This is a genomic window from Streptomyces sp. CBMA152 (genome assembly GCF_014596475.1).
GTDB lineage: Bacteria > Actinomycetota > Actinomycetes > Streptomycetales > Streptomycetaceae > Streptomyces.
Genome location: NZ_MECJ01000028.1, coordinates 531,515 through 548,731, shown reverse-complemented (window position 1 = coordinate 548,731; position 17,217 = coordinate 531,515). Strand labels below are relative to the sequence as shown.

Sequence of the window (17,217 nt, the reverse complement as noted above, 5' to 3'; positions counted from 1 at the left end):
CCGATGAGCACCATTGACATCCTTTCGCCGGCTGGCGAAAAGGCCGGGACCGTCGAGCTCCCCGCGGAGATCTTCGACGCCAAGACCAGCGTTCCGCTGATCCACCAGGTCGTCGTCGCCCAGCTGGCCGCTGCCCGTCAGGGCACGCACAAGACCAAGCGCCGTGGCGAAGTCCGCGGTGGTGGCCGCAAGCCGTACCGCCAGAAGGGCACCGGCCGCGCGCGCCAGGGTTCGACCCGTGCGCCGCAGTTCGTCGGCGGTGGCGTCGTCCACGGCCCGCAGCCGCGTGACTACTCGCAGCGGACGCCGAAGAAGATGAAGGCCGCCGCCCTGCGCGGTGCCCTCTCGGACCGTGCGCGTCACTCCCGCATCCACGTCGTCACCGGCGTGGTCGAGGGTGCCGTCTCCACGAAGGCCGCCAAGACGCTGTTCGGCAAGATCTCGGAGCGCAAGAACGTGCTCCTGGTCGTCGAGCGCGCCGACGAGGCCGCGTGGCTGTCCGCCCGCAACCTGCCCCAGGTTCACATCCTGGAGCCGGGCCAGCTGAACACGTACGACGTGATCGTCTCTGACGACGTGGTCTTCACTCAGGCCGCTTTCGAGTCCTTCGTGTCTGGCCCCCAGACCGCTGAGACCGAAGGGAGCGACGCCTGATGTCTGAGGCGACCGTTACCAGCAAGACCTTCACTGACCCGCGCGACCTGCTGATCAAGCCGGTTGTCTCGGAGAAGAGCTACGCGCTGCTGGACGAGAACAAGTACACGTTCATCGTCGCGCCCGGCGCCAACAAGACCCAGATCAAGCAGGCCGTCGAGGCGGTCTTCTCGGTCAAGGTCACCGGGGTCAACACGATCAACCGGCAGGGTAAGCGCAAGCGCACCAAGACCGGTTTCGGCAAGCGCGCCGACACGAAGCGCGCCATCGTGACCCTCGCTGAGGGCGACCGTATCGACATCTTCGGCCAGGCCTCCTAACGGAGCGCCCTGGTCCGAATATCGGACGAGGACTGAGAAATGGGTATCCGCAAGTACAAGCCGACGACTCCGGGCCGTCGTGGCTCCAGCGTCGCCGACTTTGTCGAGATCACGCGGTCCACGCCGGAGAAGTCGCTGGTCCGCCCCCTGCACAGCAAGGGCGGCCGTAACAACACCGGTCGTGTGACCGTCCGCCACCAGGGCGGTGGCCACAAGCGCGCCTACCGAGTGATCGACTTCCGTCGTCACGACAAGGACGGCGTTCCGGCGAAGGTCGCTCACATCGAGTACGACCCCAACCGCACCGCGCGCATCGCGCTCCTGCACTACGCGGACGGCGAGAAGCGCTACATCATCGCCCCGCGCGGTCTGCAGCAGGGCGACCGGATTGAGAACGGCCCGCTGGCCGACATCAAGCCCGGCAACAACCTGGCGCTGCGCAACATCCCGGTCGGTACGACCATCCACGCCATCGAGCTGCGGCCCGGCGGCGGCGCGAAGTTCGCCCGCTCCGCGGGTGCCTCCGTGCAGCTGCTGGCGAAGGAGGGCGTCATGGCCCACCTTCGTATGCCGTCGGGTGAGATCCGCCTGGTCGACGCCCGCTGCCGCGCCACGATCGGCGAGGTCGGCAACGCCGAGCAGTCGAACATCAACTGGGGCAAGGCCGGCCGTATGCGCTGGAAGGGCGTTCGCCCGACCGTCCGCGGTGTCGCGATGAACCCGGTTGACCACCCGCACGGTGGTGGTGAGGGCAAGACCAGTGGTGGTCGCCACCCGGTCTCCCCGTGGGGTCAGAAGGAGGGTCGTACTCGCTCGCCGAAGAAGGCATCGAGCAAGTACATCGTCCGCCGCCGCAAGACGAACAAGAAGCGCTAGGAGCGGGTTTAGATGCCGCGCAGTCTCAAGAAGGGACCCTTCGTTGACGGCCACCTCGTAAAGAAGGTGGACGCTCAGAACGAAGCTGGTACCAAGAACGTCATCAAGACCTGGTCCCGTCGCTCGATGATCATCCCGGCCATGCTCGGCCACACGATCGCGGTGCACAACGGCAAGACCCACGTCCCGGTGTTCGTCACCGAGTCGATGGTCGGCCACAAGCTCGGCGAGTTCTCGCCGACTCGCACCTTCCGCGGCCACGTCAAGGACGACCGGAAGTCGAAGCGCCGCTAAACGCGGGGTGGAAACGACTATGACTTACACCGAAGGGACAACCATGGAAGCCAGGGCCCAGGCGCGGTACATCCGCGTCACGCCCATGAAGGCCCGCCGCGTGGTGGACCTCATCCGTGGCATGGATGCCACGGAGGCTCAGGCGGTCCTGCGTTTCGCCCCGCAGGCCGCGAGCGTGCCGGTTGGCAAGGTGCTGGACAGCGCCATTGCCAACGCCGCGCACAACTACGACCACACCGACGCCTCTTCGCTGGTCATCAGCGAGGCGTACGTGGATGAGGGCCCGACCCTGAAGCGGTTCCGTCCGCGTGCTCAGGGCCGTGCCTACCGGATCCGTAAGCGGACCAGCCACATCACCGTGGTCGTCAGCAGCAAGGAAGGAACCCGGTAATGGGCCAGAAGGTTAACCCGCATGGGTTCCGGCTCGGCATCACCACGGACTTCAAGTCCCGTTGGTACGCCGACAAGCTGTACAAGGACTACGTCAAGGAAGACGTCGCCATCCGTCGGATGATGACGTCCGGCATGGAGCGCGCCGGCATCTCGAAGGTTGAGATCGAGCGCACCCGTGACCGCGTGCGGGTGGACATCCACACCGCGCGTCCGGGCATCGTCATCGGCCGCCGTGGCGCCGAGGCCGACCGCATCCGCGGCGACCTCGAGAAGCTCACGGGCAAGCAGGTCCAGCTGAACATCCTCGAGGTCAAGAACCCCGAGATGGACGCTCAGCTGGTCGCGCAGGCCGTTGCCGAGCAGCTCTCCTCCCGCGTCTCCTTCCGTCGTGCCATGCGCAAGAGCATGCAGGGCACCATGAAGGCCGGCGCCAAGGGCATCAAGATCCAGTGCGGTGGTCGCCTCGGCGGCGCCGAGATGTCCCGCTCGGAGTTCTACCGCGAGGGCCGTGTGCCCCTGCACACGCTCCGCGCGAACGTGGACTACGGCTTCTTCGAGGCCAAGACGACCTTCGGCCGCATCGGCGTGAAGGTCTGGATCTACAAGGGCGATGTCAAGAACATCGCCGAGGTCCGCGCCGAGAACGCAGCGGCCCGTGCGGGTAACCGCCCGGCCCGTGGTGGCGCCAGTGACCGTCCGGCCGGTGGCCGTGGTGGTCGTGGCGGCGAGCGTGGCGGTCGCGGCCGCAAGCCGCAGCAGGCTGCGCCGGCTGCCGAGGCCCCCAAGGCCGAGGCTCCCGCCGCCGCCGCTCCGGCTGAGAGCACCGGAACGGAGGCCTGACCGAAATGCTGATCCCCCGTAGGGTCAAGCACCGCAAGCAGCACCACCCCAAGCGCCGCGGTCAGGCCAAGGGTGGTACGACGGTTGCGTTCGGCGAGTACGGCATTCAGGCCCTCACGCCGGCGTACGTGACCAACCGCCAGATCGAGGCGGCTCGTATCGCGATGACCCGCCACATCAAGCGTGGCGGCAAGGTCTGGATCAACATCTACCCGGACCGCCCGCTGACGAAGAAGCCTGCCGAGACCCGCATGGGTTCCGGTAAGGGTTCTCCGGAGTGGTGGATCGCGAACGTTCACCCGGGTCGGGTGATGTTCGAGCTGTCCTACCCGAACGAGAAGATTGCTCGTGAGGCGCTCACCCGCGCTGCTCACAAGCTCCCGATGAAGTGCCGCATCGTTCGGCGCGAGGCAGGTGAGGCGTGATGTCGGCCGGAACCAAGGCGTCCGAGCTGCGCGAGCTGGGCAACGAGGAGCTCCTCAACAAGCTCCGCGAGGCCAAGGAAGAGCTGTTCAACCTCCGCTTCCAGGCGGCGACGGGCCAGCTCGAGAACCACGGTCGGCTCAAGTCCGTCCGTAAGGACATCGCCCGGATCTACACCCTGATGCGTGAGCGCGAGCTCGGCATCGAGACGGTGGAGAGCGTCTGATGAGCGAGAAGAATGTGACTGAGACGACTGAGCAGCGCGGTTTCCGCAAGACCCGTGAGGGTCTGGTCGTCAGCGACAAGATGGACAAGACCGTCGTCGTCGCTGTCGAGGACCGCGTGAAGCACGCGCTGTACGGCAAGGTCATCCGCCGTACCAACAAGCTCAAGGCGCACGACGAGCAGAACGCTGCCGGTGTCGGCGACCGCGTCCTCATCATGGAGACGCGTCCGCTGTCGGCGAGCAAGCGCTGGCGCATCGTCGAGATCCTCGAGAAGGCCAAGTAATTACTTGAGGGGGTAACCCTTCAAGTCAGTTCCGCCAGGCTCGGTCGGGGCTCTCTCGCAAGAGACAGCCCCGGCCGGGAACCGGCAGACGATCAGGAGATAGACGTGATCCAGCAGGAGTCGCGACTGCGTGTCGCCGACAACACTGGTGCCAAGGAGATCCTTTGCATCCGTGTTCTCGGTGGCTCCGGTCGCCGCTACGCGGGCATCGGTGACGTCATCGTCGCCACCGTCAAGGACGCAATCCCCGGTGGCAACGTGAAGAAGGGCGACGTCGTCAAGGCTGTCGTCGTGCGCACCGTCAAGGAGCGTCGTCGTCAGGACGGCTCGTACATCCGCTTCGACGAGAACGCCGCCGTCATTCTGAAGAACGACGGCGACCCCCGCGGCACCCGCATCTTCGGCCCGGTGGGCCGGGAGCTGCGCGAGAAGAAGTTCATGAAGATCATCTCGCTCGCGCCGGAGGTGCTGTAAGCATGAAGATCAAGAAGGGCGACCTGGTTCAGGTCATCACCGGTAAGGACAAGGGCAAGCAGGGCAAGGTCATCGCGGCCTTCCCCCGCGAGGACCGCGTCCTGGTCGAGGGTGTCAACCGGGTCAAGAAGCACACGAAGGCCGGTCAGACCGCTCGCGGTTCGCAGACCGGCGGCATCGTGACCACCGAGGCCCCGATCCACGTGAGCAACGTTCAGCTCGTCGTGGAGAAGGACGGCAACAAGGTCGTCACGCGTGTCGGTTACCGCTTCGACGACGAGGGCAACAAGGTTCGCGTTGCCAAGCGGACGGGTGAGGACATCTGATGACTACCACCACGACTCCGCGTCTCAAGACGAAGTACCGCGAGGAGATCGCGGGCAAGCTGCGTGAGGAGTTCTCGTACGAGAACGTCATGCAGATCCCCGGCCTCGTCAAGGTCGTCGTCAACATGGGTGTGGGCGACGCCGCCCGCGACTCCAAGCTGATCGACGGCGCCATCCGCGACCTGACCACGATCACCGGCCAGAAGCCGGCCGTGACGAAGGCCCGGAAGTCCATCGCGCAGTTCAAGCTGCGCGAGGGTCAGCCGATCGGCTGCCACGTCACCCTCCGTGGTGACCGCATGTGGGAGTTCCTGGACCGTACGCTGTCGCTCGCGCTGCCGCGTATCCGTGACTTCCGTGGTCTGTCGCCGAAGCAGTTCGACGGCCGTGGCAACTACACCTTCGGTCTCACGGAGCAGGTCATGTTCCACGAGATCGACCAGGACAAGATCGACCGTACCCGGGGTATGGACATCACCGTGGTCACCACGGCGACCAACGACGCTGAGGGCCGCGCCCTTCTCCGTCACCTCGGCTTCCCGTTCAAGGAGGCGTAAGCGAGATGGCGAAGAAGGCTCTCATCGCGAAGGCTGCCCGTAAGCCCAAGTTCGCTGTGCGCGCGTACACCCGCTGCCAGCGCTGTGGCCGGCCGCACTCCGTGTACCGCAAGTTCGGCCTGTGCCGCGTCTGCCTTCGTGAGATGGCTCACCGTGGCGAGCTGCCGGGCGTGACCAAGAGCTCCTGGTAAACCCCGTAATTTCGGGTTTTTCCGGAGTCTCTCGGTAAGCAAAGGGTGGGCGGAGGCCCATCCCTCCATGGCTTAGGCTAGGAGGGTTGGGCGTCCGCCGCCCGTACGACTTACTACGCCGTAGGTCCCCGCACCGCACCCGTCCCGCCCATGAGTGGGGAGAGGGATGGCGCATACAGGAAACCCCGGCGAGAGAGGCCGAAGGCCAATTCATGACCATGACTGACCCCATCGCAGACATGCTCACGCGTCTGCGTAACGCGAACTCGGCGTACCACGACACCGTCGTGATGCCGCACAGCAAGATCAAGTCGCACATCGCGGAGATCCTCCAGCAGGAGGGCTTCATCACCGGCTGGAAGGTCGAGGACGCCGAGGTCGGCAAGAACCTCGTCCTCGAGCTGAAGTTCGGCCCGAACCGCGAGCGCTCGATCGCCGGCATCAAGCGGATCTCGAAGCCGGGTCTGCGTGTGTACGCGAAGTCCACCAACCTGCCGAAGGTCCTCGGTGGCCTGGGCGTGGCGATCATCTCCACGTCCCACGGTCTCCTGACCGGCCAGCAGGCAGGCAAGAAGGGCGTGGGTGGGGAAGTCCTCGCCTACGTCTGGTAGTCGGGAACGGAGGAAAAGCTAATGTCGCGAATCGGCAAGCTCCCCATCCAGGTTCCCGCTGGTGTGGACGTCACCATCGACGGCCGTACGGTGCACGTGAAGGGCCCCAAGGGTTCCCTCACGCACGCTGTTGCCGCGCCGATCGAGATTGTCAAGGGCGAGGACGGCGTTCTCAACGTCACCCGTCCCAACGACGAGCGTCAGAACAAGGCCCTGCACGGCCTGTCCCGCACGCTGGTGGCGAACATGATCACCGGCGTGACCCAGGGATACGTCAAGGCGCTCGAAATCAGCGGTGTCGGTTACCGCGTCCAGGCGAAGGGCTCCAACCTGGAGTTCGCGCTTGGCTACAGCCACCCGATCACGATCGAGGCGCCCGAAGGCATCTCCTTCAAGGTCGAGTCGCCCACGAAGTTCTCGGTCGAGGGCATCGACAAGCAGAAGGTCGGCGAGGTCGCGGCGAACATCCGCAAGCTGCGGAAGCCCGACCCGTACAAGGCCAAGGGCGTCAAGTACGCCGGCGAGGTCATCCGCCGCAAGGTCGGAAAGGCTGGTAAGTAAGCCATGGCATACGGTGTGAAGATCGCCAAGGGCGACGCTTACAAGCGGGCCGCCAAGGCGCGCCGCCACATCCGCATCCGCAAGAACGTGTCGGGTACGGCAGAGCGTCCGCGCCTCGTCGTGACGCGTTCGAACCGCGGTATCACCGCTCAGGTCATCGACGACATCAAGGGTCACACCCTGGCGTCGGCGTCGACCCTGGACGCTTCGATCCGTGGTGGCGAGGGCGACAAGTCCGCGCAGGCCAAGTCGGTCGGCGCCCTGGTCGCCGAGCGCGCCAAGGCCGCCGGTGTCGAGGCCGTCGTGTTCGACCGTGGTGGCAACAGGTACGCCGGGCGCATTGCCGCTCTGGCTGACGCCGCCCGCGAAGCCGGGCTGAAGTTCTAAGCCCCGGTTCCGGGACTAACGGACGTAACAGAGAGAGGTAAATCCAATGGCTGGACCCCAGCGCCGCGGAAGCGGTGCCGGTGGCGGCGAGCGGCGGGACCGGAAGGGTCGCGACGGTGGCGCTGCCGCCGAGAAGACCGCTTATGTTGAGCGCGTTGTCGCGATCAACCGCGTTGCCAAGGTTGTCAAGGGTGGTCGCCGCTTCAGCTTCACCGCGCTGGTCGTGGTGGGCGACGGTGACGGCACCGTAGGTGTCGGTTACGGCAAGGCCAAGGAAGTTCCCGCGGCCATCGCCAAGGGTGTCGAGGAAGCCAAGAAGAACTTCTTCAAGGTTCCCCGCATCCAGGGCACCATCCCGCACCCGATCCAGGGCGAGAAGGCGGCCGGCGTTGTCCTGCTGAAGCCTGCTTCCCCCGGTACCGGTGTTATCGCGGGTGGCCCGGTGCGCGCCGTTCTGGAGTGCGCCGGCGTTCACGACATCCTGTCGAAGTCGCTCGGCTCCGACAACGCGATCAACATCGTGCACGCGACCGTGGCGGCCCTCAAGGGCCTGCAGCGTCCCGAGGAGATCGCGGCCCGCCGCGGTCTGCCCCTCGAGGACGTCGCCCCCGCGGCTCTGCTTCGTGCGCGTGCGGGAGCGGGTGCGTAATGGCCCGTCTCAAGATCACGCAGACGAAGTCGTACATCGGCAGCAAGCAGAACCACCGCGACACCCTGCGTTCGCTCGGGCTCAAGCGCCTGAACGACACGGTTGTCAAGGAGGACCGTCCCGAGTTCCGCGGCATGGTGCACACCGTCCGCCACCTCGTGACGGTTGAGGAGGTCGACTGACATGGCGGAGAACTCCCCGCTCAAGGCCCACAACCTCCGCCCTGCCCCGGGTGCCAAGACCGCCAAGACCCGTGTGGGTCGTGGTGAGGCGTCCAAGGGTAAGACCGCAGGTCGTGGTACCAAGGGCCAGAAGGCCCGTTACCAGATCCCGGAGCGCTTCGAGGGTGGGCAGATGCCCCTCCACATGCGTCTCCCGAAGCTCAAGGGCTTCAAGAACCCGTTCCGCACCGAGTTCCAGGTCGTGAACCTGGACAAGCTCGGCGCTCTCTACCCCGAGGGTGGAGAGGTCACGGTGGCCGACCTGGTCGCCAAGGGCGCGGTTCGCAAGAACAGCCTCGTCAAGGTCCTGGGCCAGGGCGAGATCTCCGTGGCGCTGCAGGTGACGGTCGACGCCGTCTCCGGCTCCGCCAAGGAGAAGATTGCCGCTGCCGGCGGCACCGTCACCGAGCTCGTCTGAGACAGCTCGTTGGCCTGAACATCCGACCGGGGATGCCTCTCAATTGGGGCATCCCCGGTTGGTCGTTCCTAGGGGGGCAGGGTCGCCGGTAAGGTGGCGTGCACTGTCTAAGTTTCCGTGCGGTATGCCCGCCCGGTTCCTCTGACTCATTCCTATCCGTCGAACCTCAAGACCGTCACCCTTGACGCACGTAGCGCGGGGGTCGCAGGAGGCACCGTGCTCACCGCGTTCGCCCAGGCGTTCAAGACGCCTGACCTGCGCAAGAAGCTGCTCTTCACGCTCGGCATCATCGTGCTGTACCGGATGGGGACGCACATCCCGATCCCCGGGGTGGACTACAAGAACGTACAGGTGTGCGTCGACCAGGCGAAGTCGGGCAACAGCCTCTTCGGCCTGGTCAACATGTTCAGCGGTGGTGCCCTGCTCCAGATCACGATCTTCGCGCTGGGCATCATGCCGTACATCACGGCGAGCATCATTCTGCAGCTGCTGACCGTGGTGATCCCGCGTCTGGAGGCCCTCAAGAAGGAGGGTCAGGCGGGCACGGCCAAGATCACGCAGTACACGCGTTATCTGACGGTCGCCCTGGCGATCCTCCAGGGCACCGGCCTGGTGGCCACCGCCCGCTCGGGCGCGCTGTTCAGCGGCTGCCAGGTGGCCAGCGAGATCGTGCCGAACCGGTCGATCTTCACCACCATCACCATGGTCATCACGATGACCGCCGGTACGGCCGCCGTCATGTGGCTCGGTGAGCTCATCACCGACCGCGGCATCGGCAACGGCATGTCGATCCTGATGTTCATCTCGATCGCCTCCAGCTTCCCGACCTCGCTGTGGGCCATCAAGACGCAGGGCCACCTCGCCCAGGGCTGGATCGAGTTCGGCACCGTCATCCTGGTCGGCCTGGTCATGGTCGCCCTGGTGGTCTTCGTCGAGCAGGCCCAACGCCGTATCCCGGTGCAGTACGCGAAGCGCATGATCGGCCGCAGGTCGTACGGCGGAACCTCGACGTACATCCCGCTGAAGGTCAACCAGGCGGGTGTGATTCCCGTCATCTTCGCGTCGTCGCTGCTCTACATCCCGGCGCTGGTCGTCCAGTTCTCCAACTCCACTGCGGGCTGGGCGATCTGGATCAAGGACAACTTCGTCAAGGGCGACCACCCCTACTACATCATCAGCTACTTCCTCCTCATCGTGTTCTTCGCCTTCTTCTATGTGGCGATCTCGTTCAACCCCGAGGAAGTCGCCGACAACATGAAGAAGTATGGTGGCTTCATCCCGGGTATCCGGGCTGGTCGACCTACTGCTGAGTACCTGAGCTACGTGCTCAACCGGATCACCTGGCCGGGGTCGCTGTATCTGGGACTGATCGCGCTCGTACCGACGATGGCGTTGGTGATCTTCGGGGCCAACCAGAGCTTCCCGCTGGGCGGGACAAGCATCCTCATCATCGTGGGTGTGGGTCTGGAGACCGTGAAGCAGATCGAGAGCCAGCTCCAGCAGCGCAATTACGAAGGGTTCCTCCGCTGATGCGAATCGTCCTCGTCGGACCGCCCGGTGCCGGCAAGGGAACGCAGGCCGCGTTCCTTGCCAAGAACCTGGCGATCCCGCACATCTCCACGGGCGACCTCTTCCGTGCCAACATCAGCCAGGGCACGGACCTGGGCAAGCAGGCCAAGGCGTACATGGACGCCGGCAACCTGGTGCCCGACGAGGTCACCATCGGGATGGCCAAGGACCGCATGGCCCAGTCGGACGCCGAGAACGGCTTCCTCCTGGACGGCTTCCCGCGCAACGTCGTCCAGGCCGAGGCCCTGGACGAGGCGCTGAAGACGGACGGCGTGAAGCTGGACGCCGTTCTCGACCTCGAAGTACCCGAGGACGAGGTCGTCAAGCGGATCGCCGGTCGGCGCATCTGCCGCACCGACTCCGCCCACGTCTTCCACGTCGCCTACAACGCGCCCAAGGCCGAGGGCGTCTGCGACGCCTGCGGCGGTGAGCTCTACCAGCGCGCCGACGACACCGAGGACACCGTCCGCAAGCGCCTTGAGGTCTACCACAGCGAGACCGAGCCGATCATCGACTACTACCGGGCCCAGGGCCTGGTCGTGACGATCTCCGCGCTCGGCAAGGTCGACGAGGTCACGGAGCGCGCGATGGAAGCGCTGCGCGCCGAGAAGACCGCCTGACGCCACCTGCCTTTCACGGCTCACGGCCGCGGTGCCCGCACTGGGCATCGCGGCCGTTGCCGTACCCGGGCACGGGTGGCCGTATCGTTGACGTACCCCCGTATCCGTTTCAGAAAGGCGTCAGCCGCCATGGTGGAGATCAAGACCCCCGAGCAGATCGCGAAGATGCGCGAGGCGGGCCTGGTCGTCGCCGCGATCCACGCGGCCACGCGTGAGGCGGCCGTGCCCGGGTCCACGACCAAGGACCTGGACGAGGTCGCCCGCAAGGTGATCGCCGAGCACGGCGCCAAGTCGAACTTCCTGGGGTACGGCGGCTTCCCCGCCACCATCTGCACCTCGGTCAACGAGGTCGTCGTCCACGGCATCCCGGACGAGAAGACCGTCCTGAAGGACGGCGACATCATCTCCATCGACGCGGGCGCGATCATCGACGGCTGGCACGGCGACGCCGCGTACACCGCTTTCGTCGGCTCCGGTCACGCCCCGGAGCTGCTTGAGCTCTCCCGGGTGACCGAGGAGTCGATGTGGGCCGGTCTCGCGGCGGTGAAGAAGGGCAACCGCCTGGTGGACATCTCCCGGGCGATCGAGGGCTACATCCGCCGCCAGCCCCGCCCCTCGACCGGCAAGTACGGGATCATCGAGGAGTACGGCGGCCACGGCATCGGCTCCGAGATGCACATGGACCCGCACCTGCTGAACTACGTGGACAAGCGCCGTCTGCTCGGCCGCCACAACCCGAAGCTGGTCCCGGGCTTCTGCCTGGCCATCGAGCCGATGGTCTCGCTCGGCACCCCGCGCACCGAGGTGCTGGAGGACGACTGGACCGTGATCACCACGGACGGCACCTGGTCCTCGCACTGGGAGCACTCGGTGGCGCTGACCGAGGCGGGCCCGATCGTCCTGACCTCCCCGGACTGCGGCAAGGCGAAGCTGGCGGAGTACGGCGTGACGACCGCGCCCGACCCGCTGGGCTGAGCTGCCCGGGCCGCGGCCGCCGGTCGGAGGCCGGCGCAGCCGCTCGAAGCTTGTGAGGCGCCCCTGGCGCCGAGCCCGCGAGAGCGGCGTTGAGAATTGGGCCCCGCTGGGCTGAGTGACCCGGCGCAGCCCGCTTAACGATCTACGCTTGAGGGCAAACTCCCCTGATTCGTCTTTTCGGGTGCCCTGACGTAGACTGATGCGTCGGCTCTCGTGTACCCGTGTGTCCGCACACGATCGCGGGAGTCGATCAAGGTAGCCGATTCGAAAGGCGAAGCGTGGCCAAGAAGCAAGGTGCCATCGAAATCGAGGGCACCGTGATCGAGTCCCTCCCGAACGCCATGTTCAAGGTGGAACTCCAGAACGGTCACAAGGTCCTCGCGCACATCAGCGGCAAGATGCGGATGCACTACATCCGTATCCTCCCGGATGACCGGGTCGTCGTGGAGCTCTCTCCGTACGACCTGACGCGTGGCCGGATCGTCTACCGGTACAAGTAGATCTCACGACCCGGAGAACCTGAATCCAATGAAGGTCAAGCCGAGCGTCAAGAAGATCTGCGACAAGTGCAAGGTGATCCGCCGTCACGGCCGGGTCATGGTCATCTGCGACAACCTGCGCCACAAGCAGCGCCAGGGCTGACGCACGCCGACCGACCTGCATTTCGCAGTTCTTCGCGCGACGCACGTAAACGTACATACGCAGAGCCCGCCCAGCCCACACAGGGTCGGCGACACCTCCGGCGGGGGCCGGGGACCCGATCCGTACCTAGTACGGCGGTCGGGAGTGGTTCTGCGGAAGACCCCCGAACACACAGGAGCCATTGAATGGCACGCGTTTCCGGTGTTGACATCCCGCGCGAAAAGCGTGTGGAGATCGCACTCACCTACGTCTTCGGTATCGGGCGCACCCGGTCCAAGGAGATCCTCTCCACCACCGGCGTGAACCCGAACACCCGCGTTCGTGACCTGGCCGAAGAGGACCTGGTCAAGATCCGCGAGTACGTGGACGCCAACCTCCGCACCGAGGGTGACCTCCGCCGCGAGATCCAGGCCGACATCCGCCGCAAGGTCGAGATCGGCTGCTACCAGGGTCTGCGCCACCGTCGTGGCCTCCCGGTCCACGGTCAGCGCACCAGCACGAACGCCCGTACCCGCAAGGGCCCGCGTCGCGCCATCGCCGGTAAGAAGAAGCCGGGCAAGAAGTAGTCCTCAGCGGACGCTTGACCACACGGTCTTCGCTGTAGGACCGACCACCTCCCGTAGGAGTAATAGATGCCCCCCAAGGGTCGTCAGGGCGCTGCCAAGAAGGTGCGCCGCAAGGAAAAGAAGAACGTCGCTCATGGGCACGCCCACATCAAGAGCACGTTCAACAACACCATCGTCTCGATCACGGACCCCGCGGGCAACGTGATCTCCTGGGCGTCCGCCGGCCACGTCGGCTTCAAGGGCTCCCGCAAGTCGACTCCGTTCGCCGCGCAGATGGCCGCCGAGTCGGCCGCCCGCCGCGCGCAGGAGCACGGCATGCGCAAGGTCGACGTCTTCGTCAAGGGCCCGGGCTCCGGCCGCGAGACCGCGATCCGCTCCCTCCAGGCCACCGGCCTCGAGGTCGGCTCGATCCAGGACGTCACCCCGACGCCGCACAACGGCTGCCGTCCGCCGAAGCGCCGCCGCGTCTGACGCACGGCTGCTTCAAGGATTGCCTTGAGGTTTCGGGCGGTACGGCTCTTCGGGGCGGTACCGCCCGTACCCTTGTACTGAAGGAAACATCGGGCTCCGCCCGGTGGCTGTCGGGCATCAAATAGTGGGTGCCCACGACTGAAGGATCACCACATGCTTATCGCTCAGCGTCCTTCGCTGACCGAAGAGGTCGTCGACGAGTACCGCTCGCGGTTCGTGATCGAGCCGCTGGAGCCGGGCTTCGGCTACACCCTCGGCAACTCCCTCCGCCGCACCCTCCTGTCCTCGATCCCGGGCGCCGCTGTCACCAGCATCCGGATCGACGGCGTTCTGCACGAGTTCACCACCGTGCCGGGCGTCAAGGAGGACGTGACCGACCTCATCCTCAACATCAAGCAGCTGGTCGTCTCCTCGGAGCACGACGAGCCGGTCGTGATGTACCTGCGCAAGCAGGGCCCGGGTCTGGTCACCGCCGCCGACATCGCGCCCCCGGCCGGTGTCGAGGTGCACAACCCGGACCTGGTCCTCGCCACGCTCAACGGCAAGGGCAAGCTGGAGATGGAGCTGACCGTCGAGCGCGGTCGCGGCTACGTCTCCGCCGTCCAGAACAAGCAGGTGGGCCAGGAGATCGGCCGTATCCCGGTCGACTCCATCTACTCGCCGGTGCTCAAGGTCACGTACAAGGTCGAGGCGACCCGTGTCGAGCAGCGCACCGACTTCGACAAGCTGATCGTCGACGTCGAGACCAAGCAGGCCATGCGCCCGCGTGACGCCATGGCGTCCGCCGGTAAGACCCTGGTCGAGCTGTTCGGTCTGGCGCGCGAGCTCAACATCGACGCCGAGGGCATCGACATGGGCCCGTCCCCCACGGACGCCGCCCTTGCCGCCGACCTGGCGCTGCCGATCGAGGAGCTCGAGCTCACCGTTCGTTCGTACAACTGCCTCAAGCGCGAGGGCATCCACTCCGTGGGTGAGCTCGTGGCTCGTTCCGAGGCCGACCTGCTCGACATCCGCAACTTCGGTGCGAAGTCGATCGACGAGGTCAAGGCGAAGCTGGCCGGCATGGGCCTCGCGCTGAAGGACTCGCCGCCCGGATTCGACCCGACCGCCGCCGCCGACGCCTTCGGCGCCGACGACGACGCGGACGCCGGGTTCGTCGAGACCGAGCAGTACTAAGAGCTCGGGCCTCACGGTCCGTACTCGGGTGCGGTGCGCTGTGCTTGATCGCGCAGCTCTCCGCGCCCCCTCCGGAAGCGCCCCTTCGGGGGTGCTCCCGGATCTCCGACAGGCAACCGCCTTGCTCGGATACTGACCCCGGTACCTGATACGGCCAGGGCAGACACCTAGGAGAATGCAATGCCCCGTCCCGCAAAGGGCGCCCGCCTCGGCGGCTCCGCCGCGCACGAGAAGCTGCTCCTCGCCAACCTGGCGAAGTCGCTCTTCGAGCACGGCCGCATCACCACGACCGAGGCCAAGGCCCGCCGCCTGCGTCCGGTCGCCGAGCGCCTGATCACCAAGGCGAAGAAGGGCGACATCCACAACCGTCGCCTGGTGCTGCAGACGATCACCGACAAGGGCATCGTCCACACCCTCTTCACCGAGATCGCGCCGCGTTACTCGGAGCGTCCGGGTGGTTACACCCGTATCACCAAGATCGGCAACCGCCGTGGTGACAACGCGCCGATGGCCGTGATCGAGCTGGTCGAGGGCGAGATCGCCAAGAAGGCGACCGTCGCCGAGGCCGAGGCCGCCGCGAAGCGCGCCGTCAAGGAGGCCGACGAGGCCGCCAAGACCGCCGAGGTCGAGGACGCCGCTCCGGCGGAGGAGTCCAAGGACGCCTAAGCGTTCCGACGACTGACGGACGGGTCCGTTCCCTTCGGGGGACGGGCCCGTTCCGCTTTTCTGCCGGTCTGAGAGGATCTGTTACGTGAGTGATGAGGTGGAGCCCGGCCTGGTCCGGGCACGGCTTGACCTGTCGTACGACGGCAAGGACTTCTCCGGCTGGGCCAAGCAGCCGAGCGGCCGGCGGACGGTCCAGGGCGAGATCGAGGCCGCGCTGCGCACGGTGACGCGGTCGGCACAGACGTACGACCTGACGGTCGCGGGGCGCACCGACGCGGGGGTGCACGCGCGTGGGCAGGTGGCGCATGTCGACCTGCCCGAGGACGTCTGGGCCGAGCACCGCGAGAAGCTGCTGCGGCGCCTCGCCGGGCGGCTGCCCCACGACATCCGGATCTGGCGGGTCGCGGAGGCCCCCAGCGGCTTCAACGCACGCTTCTCCGCGATCTGGCGGCGCTACGCGTACCGGGTGACCGACAACCCCGGCGGCGTGGACCCGCTGCTGCGCGGCCATGTGCTGTGGCACGACTGGGAGTTGGACGTCGAGGCGATGAACGCCGCCTCCACCGCGCTGCTCGGCGAGCACGACTTCGCCGCGTACTGCAAGAAGCGCGAGGGTGCCACCACCATCCGTACGCTCCAGCAGCTCTCCTGGGTGCGGGGCGAGGACGGCATCGTCACCGCGACCGTCCGCGCCGACGCCTTCTGCCACAACATGGTGCGCTCGCTGGTGGGCGCGCTGCTGTACGTGGGCGACGGGCACCGAGGCGTGGAGTGGCCGGGCAAGGTGCTGGCCGCGGCCGTGCGGGACTCGTCCGTGCACGTGGTGAAGCCACACGGCCTCACGTTGGAGGAAGTCGGTTACCCCGCCGACGAGTTGCTGGCCGCGCGCAGCCGCGAGGCCCGCAACATGCGCACCCTGCCGGGGCGCGAAGAGAGCCCCGGCTGCTGCTGACGAGCGGTCAGTGGGCGGGTGCCGTGGCCGCCGCCGACGCCTGGGCCTCGCCCCGGGCGACGATCTGACGGAACGTGAACTCGGACAGGTCGTCGCCGGGGGCGAAGGCGTTCTTGTCGCCCCTGGTGACGCTCTTGCCGTTGGTGTAGCCGGTGATGCTGAAGTAGGCGTACCGGCCGTACGAGTTGGAGAGGTTGCGGCAGACGGAGTGGCCGCCGTCGCAGAAGCCGGGGACCCCTTCGCCCGCGAGCGGCGCGAGGCCGATGCCCGCCTGCTGCTTGGCCTGGTTGGCCTTCGCCTCGCTCTCGAAGGTGGCGACGCCGATGGTGACGGCGACGCCGTCCTTCACGTACGTGGCGCGGATGACCTGTTCGCAGCCGTTGTTCTCCAGGGCCGAGCCGAGCGAACCGAGCGTCGCCGAGGCGCAGTTGGTGGTCCGGGCGGTCGGGCCCTTGGTGTAGGTGCGGTCGCCCATCTTCAGCGTTTTGCCCGGGAAGAGCGTGTCGGCGCTGAGCGGCGCCTTGTCCTTCTTGGCGCTGGATATGAAGTCGTGCGGGTTGGGCGGGGGAGGCGGCGCCACCGACGAGAACGACGGCTGCGGCTGGGCGGTGTCGCTCGGCAGGGTCTGGGGCGAGGGCAGCTCGCTCGCGGACTTGCTGTCGCCGCCGTCCTTGGAACCGCCCGTGGTCACGATCGCGGTGGCGACGATCGCCACGACGGCCGCCGTGGCCACCGCGCCACCGCCGATCAGCAGCCATCGCTTGCGGCGGCTGCGCGCCGCGGCCTCGTCGGCGAGCGCTGCCCAGTCCGGCGTGCCGTTGTCCCCCGGGCCCCACGAGGGTCCCCCTTGCCCAAAGCTCATGGCGCGCATCCTA

The 17,217-nt window shown here is 66.6% G+C and carries 30 protein-coding genes; 29 read left to right on the top strand and 1 reads right to left on the bottom strand.

Translation table 11 applies throughout. The features are described 5' to 3' along the window. Positions 1-3 precede the first annotated feature (3 nt). The 29 genes from rplD (at position 4) to truA (ending at position 16,342) form a co-directional block, all read left to right on the top strand. A complete protein-coding gene (rplD, locus tag BG418_RS26060; RefSeq protein ID WP_188276387.1) occupies positions 4-654 on the top strand; it encodes a 50S ribosomal protein L4 in 651 nt (216 codons plus the stop codon). Further along, positions 654-974 (top strand): 50S ribosomal protein L23, encoded by a 321-nt coding sequence (gene rplW, locus BG418_RS26055; protein ID WP_188276386.1) that lies wholly within the window; start codon positions 654-656, stop codon positions 972-974. The genes rplD and rplW overlap by 1 nt, the downstream gene beginning before the upstream one ends. A 39-nt stretch (positions 975-1,013) precedes the next feature. Next, entirely contained in the window at positions 1,014-1,850 is an 837-nt protein-coding gene (rplB, locus tag BG418_RS26050; RefSeq protein WP_188276385.1) for a 50S ribosomal protein L2, read from the top strand. 12 nt (positions 1,851-1,862) lie between these two features. Further along, positions 1,863-2,144, top strand: a complete 282-nt coding sequence (gene rpsS, locus BG418_RS26045; RefSeq protein WP_030154697.1) for a 30S ribosomal protein S19 — start codon at positions 1,863-1,865, stop codon at positions 2,142-2,144. A 43-nt stretch (positions 2,145-2,187) separates the two neighbouring features. Next, positions 2,188-2,535 (top strand): 50S ribosomal protein L22, encoded by a 348-nt coding sequence (gene rplV / locus BG418_RS26040; RefSeq protein ID WP_004571827.1) that lies wholly within the window; start codon positions 2,188-2,190, stop codon positions 2,533-2,535. Beyond that, the gene (gene rpsC / locus BG418_RS26035) at positions 2,535-3,377 is read left to right on the top strand and encodes a 30S ribosomal protein S3 (protein ID WP_067163157.1); all 843 of its coding nucleotides are present in this window, start codon (positions 2,535-2,537) and stop codon (positions 3,375-3,377) included. Before rplV ends, rpsC begins: the two co-directional genes overlap by 1 nt. Before the next feature lie 5 nt (positions 3,378-3,382). Further along, on the top strand, positions 3,383-3,802 hold the full coding sequence (rplP, locus tag BG418_RS26030) for a 50S ribosomal protein L16 (RefSeq protein ID WP_188276384.1): 420 nt from the start codon (positions 3,383-3,385) through the stop codon (positions 3,800-3,802). Beyond that, positions 3,802-4,026: a 50S ribosomal protein L29 gene (gene rpmC / locus BG418_RS26025; protein ID WP_014047786.1), complete on the top strand. Its 225-nt coding sequence runs from the start codon at positions 3,802-3,804 to the stop codon at positions 4,024-4,026. The genes rplP and rpmC overlap by 1 nt, the downstream gene beginning before the upstream one ends. Continuing rightward, the gene (gene rpsQ, locus BG418_RS26020) at positions 4,026-4,310 is read left to right on the top strand and encodes a 30S ribosomal protein S17 (protein ID WP_008739702.1); all 285 of its coding nucleotides are present in this window, start codon (positions 4,026-4,028) and stop codon (positions 4,308-4,310) included. The genes rpmC and rpsQ overlap by 1 nt, the downstream gene beginning before the upstream one ends. 105 nt (positions 4,311-4,415) lie before the next feature. Then, positions 4,416-4,784 (top strand): 50S ribosomal protein L14, encoded by a 369-nt coding sequence (gene rplN / locus BG418_RS26015; protein ID WP_053727611.1) that lies wholly within the window; start codon positions 4,416-4,418, stop codon positions 4,782-4,784. A 2-nt stretch (positions 4,785-4,786) separates the two neighbouring features. Beyond that, positions 4,787-5,110, top strand: coding sequence for a 50S ribosomal protein L24 (rplX, locus tag BG418_RS26010; RefSeq protein ID WP_067163164.1), 324 nt, complete (start codon positions 4,787-4,789; stop codon positions 5,108-5,110). After that, positions 5,110-5,667, top strand: coding sequence for a 50S ribosomal protein L5 (gene rplE, locus BG418_RS26005; RefSeq protein ID WP_188276383.1), 558 nt, complete (start codon positions 5,110-5,112; stop codon positions 5,665-5,667). Before rplX ends, rplE begins: the two co-directional genes overlap by 1 nt. A 5-nt stretch (positions 5,668-5,672) precedes the next feature. Then, complete coding sequence (locus BG418_RS26000) at positions 5,673-5,858, top strand: type Z 30S ribosomal protein S14 (RefSeq protein ID WP_004571834.1); 186 nt, start codon at positions 5,673-5,675, stop codon at positions 5,856-5,858. Positions 5,859-6,070: 212 nt separating this feature from the next. Then, entirely contained in the window at positions 6,071-6,469 is a 399-nt protein-coding gene (gene rpsH / locus BG418_RS25995) for a 30S ribosomal protein S8 (RefSeq protein WP_067163170.1), read from the top strand. A gap of 21 nt (positions 6,470-6,490) precedes the next feature. Next, positions 6,491-7,030 carry a 50S ribosomal protein L6 gene (gene rplF, locus BG418_RS25990; protein WP_188276382.1) on the top strand — a complete coding sequence of 180 codons (540 nt, stop codon included), beginning with the start codon at positions 6,491-6,493 and terminating at the stop codon, positions 7,028-7,030. Positions 7,031-7,033: 3 nt separating this feature from the next. Beyond that, positions 7,034-7,417 carry a 50S ribosomal protein L18 gene (gene rplR / locus BG418_RS25985; protein WP_188276381.1) on the top strand — a complete coding sequence of 128 codons (384 nt, stop codon included), beginning with the start codon at positions 7,034-7,036 and terminating at the stop codon, positions 7,415-7,417. Between the two features lie 46 nt (positions 7,418-7,463). Beyond that, entirely contained in the window at positions 7,464-8,066 is a 603-nt protein-coding gene (rpsE, locus tag BG418_RS25980) for a 30S ribosomal protein S5 (RefSeq protein WP_017239585.1), read from the top strand. Further along, complete coding sequence (gene rpmD, locus BG418_RS25975; protein ID WP_007826007.1) at positions 8,066-8,248, top strand: 50S ribosomal protein L30; 183 nt, start codon at positions 8,066-8,068, stop codon at positions 8,246-8,248. The genes rpsE and rpmD overlap by 1 nt, the downstream gene beginning before the upstream one ends. Position 8,249: 1 nt before the next feature. Beyond that, positions 8,250-8,705 carry a 50S ribosomal protein L15 gene (rplO, locus tag BG418_RS25970; RefSeq protein ID WP_188276380.1) on the top strand — a complete coding sequence of 152 codons (456 nt, stop codon included), beginning with the start codon at positions 8,250-8,252 and terminating at the stop codon, positions 8,703-8,705. A 216-nt stretch (positions 8,706-8,921) separates the two neighbouring features. Continuing rightward, positions 8,922-10,235: a preprotein translocase subunit SecY gene (secY, locus tag BG418_RS25965; RefSeq protein ID WP_188276379.1), complete on the top strand. Its 1,314-nt coding sequence runs from the start codon at positions 8,922-8,924 to the stop codon at positions 10,233-10,235. Next, complete coding sequence (locus BG418_RS25960; RefSeq protein WP_188276378.1) at positions 10,235-10,894, top strand: adenylate kinase; 660 nt, start codon at positions 10,235-10,237, stop codon at positions 10,892-10,894. Before secY ends, BG418_RS25960 begins: the two co-directional genes overlap by 1 nt. A gap of 129 nt (positions 10,895-11,023) precedes the next feature. Beyond that, positions 11,024-11,869 carry a type I methionyl aminopeptidase gene (map, locus tag BG418_RS25955; protein ID WP_188276377.1) on the top strand — a complete coding sequence of 282 codons (846 nt, stop codon included), beginning with the start codon at positions 11,024-11,026 and terminating at the stop codon, positions 11,867-11,869. 278 nt (positions 11,870-12,147) lie between these two features. After that, on the top strand, positions 12,148-12,369 hold the full coding sequence (gene infA, locus BG418_RS25950; RefSeq protein ID WP_003956442.1) for a translation initiation factor IF-1: 222 nt from the start codon (positions 12,148-12,150) through the stop codon (positions 12,367-12,369). Between the two features lie 28 nt (positions 12,370-12,397). Further along, entirely contained in the window at positions 12,398-12,511 is a 114-nt protein-coding gene (rpmJ, locus tag BG418_RS25945) for a 50S ribosomal protein L36 (RefSeq protein ID WP_003956441.1), read from the top strand. A 185-nt stretch (positions 12,512-12,696) separates the two neighbouring features. After that, complete coding sequence (gene rpsM, locus BG418_RS25940; RefSeq protein WP_188276376.1) at positions 12,697-13,077, top strand: 30S ribosomal protein S13; 381 nt, start codon at positions 12,697-12,699, stop codon at positions 13,075-13,077. A 66-nt stretch (positions 13,078-13,143) separates the two neighbouring features. Beyond that, the gene (rpsK, locus tag BG418_RS25935; RefSeq protein ID WP_006376016.1) at positions 13,144-13,548 is read left to right on the top strand and encodes a 30S ribosomal protein S11; all 405 of its coding nucleotides are present in this window, start codon (positions 13,144-13,146) and stop codon (positions 13,546-13,548) included. 153 nt (positions 13,549-13,701) lie between these two features. Then, entirely contained in the window at positions 13,702-14,724 is a 1,023-nt protein-coding gene (locus BG418_RS25930) for a DNA-directed RNA polymerase subunit alpha (RefSeq protein ID WP_003956430.1), read from the top strand. A 180-nt stretch (positions 14,725-14,904) separates the two neighbouring features. Next, positions 14,905-15,390: a 50S ribosomal protein L17 gene (gene rplQ, locus BG418_RS25925; protein WP_188276375.1), complete on the top strand. Its 486-nt coding sequence runs from the start codon at positions 14,905-14,907 to the stop codon at positions 15,388-15,390. 85 nt (positions 15,391-15,475) lie between these two features. Then, positions 15,476-16,342 carry a tRNA pseudouridine(38-40) synthase TruA gene (gene truA, locus BG418_RS25920; protein ID WP_188276374.1) on the top strand — a complete coding sequence of 289 codons (867 nt, stop codon included), beginning with the start codon at positions 15,476-15,478 and terminating at the stop codon, positions 16,340-16,342. A 7-nt stretch (positions 16,343-16,349) separates the two neighbouring features. Here the strand turns inward: truA and BG418_RS25915 are convergent, their stop codons facing one another. Further along, on the bottom strand, positions 16,350-17,204 hold the full coding sequence (locus BG418_RS25915; protein ID WP_188276373.1) for a hypothetical protein: 855 nt from the start codon (positions 17,202-17,204) through the stop codon (positions 16,350-16,352). Positions 17,205-17,217 lie beyond the last annotated feature (13 nt).

Coding starts and splice junctions, on each gene's coding strand:
- rplR (WP_188276381.1), top strand. CDS start 7,034: ATGGCATACGGTGTGAAGATCGCCAAGGGCGACGCTTACAAGCGGGCC.
- rplV (WP_004571827.1), top strand. CDS start 2,188: ATGGAAGCCAGGGCCCAGGCGCGGTACATCCGCGTCACGCCCATGAAG.
- BG418_RS25960 (WP_188276378.1), top strand. CDS start 10,235: ATGCGAATCGTCCTCGTCGGACCGCCCGGTGCCGGCAAGGGAACGCAG.
- rpmD (WP_007826007.1), top strand. CDS start 8,066: ATGGCCCGTCTCAAGATCACGCAGACGAAGTCGTACATCGGCAGCAAG.
- BG418_RS25930 (WP_003956430.1), top strand. CDS start 13,702: ATGCTTATCGCTCAGCGTCCTTCGCTGACCGAAGAGGTCGTCGACGAG.
- rpsQ (WP_008739702.1), top strand. CDS start 4,026: ATGAGCGAGAAGAATGTGACTGAGACGACTGAGCAGCGCGGTTTCCGC.
- rpsE (WP_017239585.1), top strand. CDS start 7,464: ATGGCTGGACCCCAGCGCCGCGGAAGCGGTGCCGGTGGCGGCGAGCGG.
- rplP (WP_188276384.1), top strand. CDS start 3,383: ATGCTGATCCCCCGTAGGGTCAAGCACCGCAAGCAGCACCACCCCAAG.
- rplE (WP_188276383.1), top strand. CDS start 5,110: ATGACTACCACCACGACTCCGCGTCTCAAGACGAAGTACCGCGAGGAG.
- rpsK (WP_006376016.1), top strand. CDS start 13,144: ATGCCCCCCAAGGGTCGTCAGGGCGCTGCCAAGAAGGTGCGCCGCAAG.
- rpsS (WP_030154697.1), top strand. CDS start 1,863: ATGCCGCGCAGTCTCAAGAAGGGACCCTTCGTTGACGGCCACCTCGTA.
- rpmJ (WP_003956441.1), top strand. CDS start 12,398: ATGAAGGTCAAGCCGAGCGTCAAGAAGATCTGCGACAAGTGCAAGGTG.
- rplX (WP_067163164.1), top strand. CDS start 4,787: ATGAAGATCAAGAAGGGCGACCTGGTTCAGGTCATCACCGGTAAGGAC.
- rplQ (WP_188276375.1), top strand. CDS start 14,905: ATGCCCCGTCCCGCAAAGGGCGCCCGCCTCGGCGGCTCCGCCGCGCAC.
- rpsH (WP_067163170.1), top strand. CDS start 6,071: ATGACCATGACTGACCCCATCGCAGACATGCTCACGCGTCTGCGTAAC.
- rplF (WP_188276382.1), top strand. CDS start 6,491: ATGTCGCGAATCGGCAAGCTCCCCATCCAGGTTCCCGCTGGTGTGGAC.
- rpsC (WP_067163157.1), top strand. CDS start 2,535: ATGGGCCAGAAGGTTAACCCGCATGGGTTCCGGCTCGGCATCACCACG.
- rpmC (WP_014047786.1), top strand. CDS start 3,802: ATGTCGGCCGGAACCAAGGCGTCCGAGCTGCGCGAGCTGGGCAACGAG.
- BG418_RS26000 (WP_004571834.1), top strand. CDS start 5,673: ATGGCGAAGAAGGCTCTCATCGCGAAGGCTGCCCGTAAGCCCAAGTTC.
- rpsM (WP_188276376.1), top strand. CDS start 12,697: ATGGCACGCGTTTCCGGTGTTGACATCCCGCGCGAAAAGCGTGTGGAG.
- rplD (WP_188276387.1), top strand. CDS start 4: ATGAGCACCATTGACATCCTTTCGCCGGCTGGCGAAAAGGCCGGGACC.
- rplW (WP_188276386.1), top strand. CDS start 654: ATGTCTGAGGCGACCGTTACCAGCAAGACCTTCACTGACCCGCGCGAC.
- rplB (WP_188276385.1), top strand. CDS start 1,014: ATGGGTATCCGCAAGTACAAGCCGACGACTCCGGGCCGTCGTGGCTCC.
- BG418_RS25915 (WP_188276373.1), bottom strand. CDS start 17,204: ATGAGCTTTGGGCAAGGGGGACCCTCGTGGGGCCCGGGGGACAACGGC.
- rplO (WP_188276380.1), top strand. CDS start 8,250: ATGGCGGAGAACTCCCCGCTCAAGGCCCACAACCTCCGCCCTGCCCCG.
- map (WP_188276377.1), top strand. CDS start 11,024: ATGGTGGAGATCAAGACCCCCGAGCAGATCGCGAAGATGCGCGAGGCG.